General features: G+C 43.9%; 5 protein-coding genes. 3 read left to right on the top strand and 2 right to left on the bottom strand.

All coding sequences use genetic code 11. The features are described 5' to 3' along the window. Positions 1–14 precede the first annotated feature (14 nt). Together tgt and yajC are read left to right on the top strand one after the other, a co-directional pair. Positions 15–1,148 carry a tRNA guanosine(34) transglycosylase Tgt gene (tgt, locus tag QZZ35_RS10530; RefSeq protein WP_291237362.1) on the top strand — a complete coding sequence of 378 codons (1,134 nt, stop codon included), beginning with the start codon at positions 15–17 and terminating at the stop codon, positions 1,146–1,148. A 22-nt stretch (positions 1,149–1,170) separates the two neighbouring features. Further along, a complete protein-coding gene (gene yajC / locus QZZ35_RS10525) occupies positions 1,171–1,461 on the top strand; it encodes a preprotein translocase subunit YajC (RefSeq protein WP_291235246.1) in 291 nt (96 codons plus the stop codon). 75 nt (positions 1,462–1,536) lie between these two features. Here yajC and QZZ35_RS10520 read toward each other — a convergent pair whose 3' ends face one another. Continuing rightward, positions 1,537–2,373: a PHP domain-containing protein gene (locus tag QZZ35_RS10520; RefSeq protein WP_291237361.1), complete on the bottom strand. Its 837-nt coding sequence runs from the start codon at positions 2,371–2,373 to the stop codon at positions 1,537–1,539. An 86-nt stretch (positions 2,374–2,459) separates the two neighbouring features. Between QZZ35_RS10520 and QZZ35_RS10515 the strand changes: the two genes are divergently transcribed. Then, on the top strand, positions 2,460–2,819 hold the full coding sequence (locus QZZ35_RS10515; protein WP_291237360.1) for a TIGR04086 family membrane protein: 360 nt from the start codon (positions 2,460–2,462) through the stop codon (positions 2,817–2,819). A gap of 55 nt (positions 2,820–2,874) precedes the next feature. Here QZZ35_RS10515 and QZZ35_RS10510 read toward each other — a convergent pair. Further along, on the bottom strand, positions 2,875–3,071 hold a 197-nt coding region (locus tag QZZ35_RS10510), incomplete at its 5' end, for a hypothetical protein (protein ID WP_291237359.1).

The following is a 3,071-nucleotide window of genomic DNA, read 5'->3' as shown; positions in this document are numbered from 1 at the left end:
AATAAGGGGGCTTTATGTATAATTTAATAACAACAGACGGAAGAGCAAAGCGCGGCGAGTTTAAGACAGTCCACGGAACGATTCAGACGCCCGTTTTCATGAATGTAGGTACGGCGGCAGCGATCAAGGGAGCAGTGGCTACAACAGATCTGCAGCAGATCAAAACGCAGGTGGAGTTGTCAAATACCTATCATCTTCATCTTCGTCCCGGAGATAAAATTGTTAAAAAGCTTGGAGGCCTTCATAAATTTATGAATTGGGATAAGCCGATTCTGACAGACTCGGGTGGATTTCAGGTTTTTTCTCTGACGAGCCTTAGAAAGATTAAGGAAGAGGGCGTTTATTTTAATTCACATATTGATGGACATAAGATTTTTATGGGACCGGAAGAGAGTATGCAGATTCAGTCGAATCTGGCTTCTACAATTGCGATGGCATTTGATGAGTGTGCGCCTTATCCGTCAACAAGAGAGTATATGCAGAAATCCGTTGACAGAACAACACGCTGGCTTTACAGATGTAAGGATGAGATGGCCCGCTTAAACAGCCTTCCGGATACGATCAATCCAAACCAGATGTTATTTGGCATCAATCAGGGTGGTACTTATGCCGATATTCGTATTGAACATGCGAAGGCAATTTCCCAGCTTGAACTGGATGGATATGCACTTGGAGGTTTGGCTGTCGGTGAGTCTCACGAGGAAATGTACTATATTATTGAAGAGACTGTTCCGTATCTGCCTCAGAATAAACCAACCTATCTGATGGGTGTGGGAACTCCGGCGAATATTCTGGAAGCTGTTGACAGAGGTGTGGATTTCTTTGATTGTGTATATCCGTCGAGAAACGGCCGTCACGGACATGTGTATACGAATCACGGCAAACTGAATCTTTTCAATGCCAGATTTGAACTGGATGAGCGTCCAATCGAGGAAGGCTGCGGATGTCCGGCCTGCAGAAATTACAGCCGTGCATATATAAGGCATCTTCTTAAGGCGAAAGAAATGCTTGGAATGCGTCTTTGCGTCTTGCATAATTTGTATTTTTATAATACAATGATGGAGGAGATTCGGGCGGCGATTGAAGAACATCGCTATGCCGAGTATAAAAAAGCGAAGCTGGAAGGCTTCGAGATGAAAGAAGAGTAGAATTTTTAGGAGGAAAGTATTTATGGGAAACAATTACTGGCTTATGGTGATTGGTTTATTAGTTGTATATGCTGTTGTATTATACTTCTTATCCATTCGTCCACAGAAAAAACAGGAGAAGAAGATGCAGGCGATGCTTGATTCTCTGGAAGTTGGTGACAGTGTTGAGACAAGCGCAGGACTTTTCGGCGTTGTTATTGATATCAGCGGCGATATCCTGATCGTAGAATTCGGTGGCGACAGACACTGCCGTATTCCGATGCGAAGACAGGCCGTTGTCAATATTGAAAAAGCAAACAGTGTTGAAGAATAATGTGAGACATGAAGCTCTGTTCGGTATGACCGGACAGAGCTTTTCCTTTTTGAATAGAGACAAGGAACCTGTCCCTTAGACATCCTTTAGGCGTTTCAGAAAATCGTAGGGAACAAGGAGTTTTCCCATACCTTTACCGATAGAAATATGTGGCTTAACATTGCCATGGAAATCGGAACCACCGGAGTAAAGCAGTCCGTGACGGTCAGCAAGCCGTTTCATATCCCGTTCATCTGCTGCGGAAAATGTACTGTAGCGTGTCTCGATGCCTTTAAGACCATAGGATTTTAGAAGTTCAATGCAGGTGTCTAACTGGGAAGAAGTAAATTTGTAGGACAGCGGGTGCGCAAGGATAGCGATCCCGCCGTTGTCACAGATCGCTTGAATGGCATCCCTCGGTGTGACGCCTGTCTTTGGGACAAAAAAGGGTTTTCCCGGAGAAAGATATTTATCAAATGCTTCATCGATGGAAGAAATATAGCCGATATGGAGGAGATAACGGGCGAAATTTGCGCGGGTAATAACAGCGTCACCGTCCATTTCACGAATTTTTTCTATGGAAATGTCAATTCCGGCCTCCGTCATTTTTCGGATCATGGCAATGTTGCGTTGATCACGAATCTGTCGGAAGTTTTCAAGGCGCTGTATGAATTGTTCATCATTGATATCTAAAAAAAGGCCCACAATATGCACTTCCTGATTCAGGTAAAATGCGGATAATTCAATGCCCGGGATAAATTCAATATCGTATTTTTCAGATGCAGTCATAGCTTCCGGTATGCCGGCAATGGTGTCATGGTCGGTGAGAGCGACAGCTTTAAGACCGGCCCGGGCAGCAGCTTCGATAACCTGTGTTGGTGTAAAACTGCCGTCAGAGGCTGTGGAATGTGTGTGTAAATCAATGCGTTCCATAAATCATCATCCTTTCCTGAAATCAGTATAGCATTTTTGAGAAAAAAAGGACATATAGTTTATTAAAGATGTTATGTGGGGGATGGATGGTGAAAAATTATATTTTATCTGTTATCAAAGCTCTTGTGATCAGCTATATTCTTTCCGCATCCGCATTGTTTGTGTTGGCAGCCCTGCTTTATTATCTGGATATTAAGTCGGAACAGATACGGATCGGTATGCTTATAACTTATGCCGCAGCCTGCTTTGCCGGTGGATTTTACATTGGGAGAAAAGTAAAGAAACGGGAGTTTTTGTGGGGGCTGATTGTCGGGATGCTTTATTACAGTATTCATATGGGCGCAGTCGTTGCTATCGAAGGAAGTCTGCCGGATCAGATTGTACCGGCGACGGCACTGGCACTTTTGTGTATGGGAAGTGGCATGTTTGGAGGAATGGTTGGGTAAAAGATTAAGGAGAGGTGCCCTTGTTTTGTGGGTACCTCTCCTTGTCTGTAAATGTTTAATGTCGGTTTTCTTTTTTGAGGGTATAGAAGGCGATGCCTGCTTCAACAACAGCCATAGCAATCATAAGACCCCAGATGAAAGCGTTATTGGCAGGTTTTTCTGCCGGAGTCTGATATTCGACGGAAGGATATACGCGTTCATCTTCAATGTTGATGATTCCCGCACCGGTATAGTTATTCAGGTAAACCTGAG

It is taken from the genome of Frisingicoccus sp. (genome assembly GCA_016298055.1).
Classification (GTDB): domain Bacteria; phylum Bacillota; class Clostridia; order Lachnospirales; family Lachnospiraceae; genus Frisingicoccus.
Note: the sequence above shows the minus strand (reverse complement) of the source record. Positions and strands in the feature narration are given on the sequence as shown.

What these genes read in the sequence shown, in the direction of transcription:
- tgt (WP_291237362.1), top strand. Translation starts at nt 15, where the DNA reads ATGTATAATTTAATAACAACAGACGGAAGAGCAAAGCGCGGCGAGTTT.
- yajC (WP_291235246.1), top strand. Translation starts at nt 1,171, where the DNA reads ATGGGAAACAATTACTGGCTTATGGTGATTGGTTTATTAGTTGTATAT.
- QZZ35_RS10520 (WP_291237361.1), bottom strand. Translation starts at nt 2,373, where the DNA reads ATGGAACGCATTGATTTACACACACATTCCACAGCCTCTGACGGCAGT.
- QZZ35_RS10515 (WP_291237360.1), top strand. Translation starts at nt 2,460, where the DNA reads ATGGTGAAAAATTATATTTTATCTGTTATCAAAGCTCTTGTGATCAGC.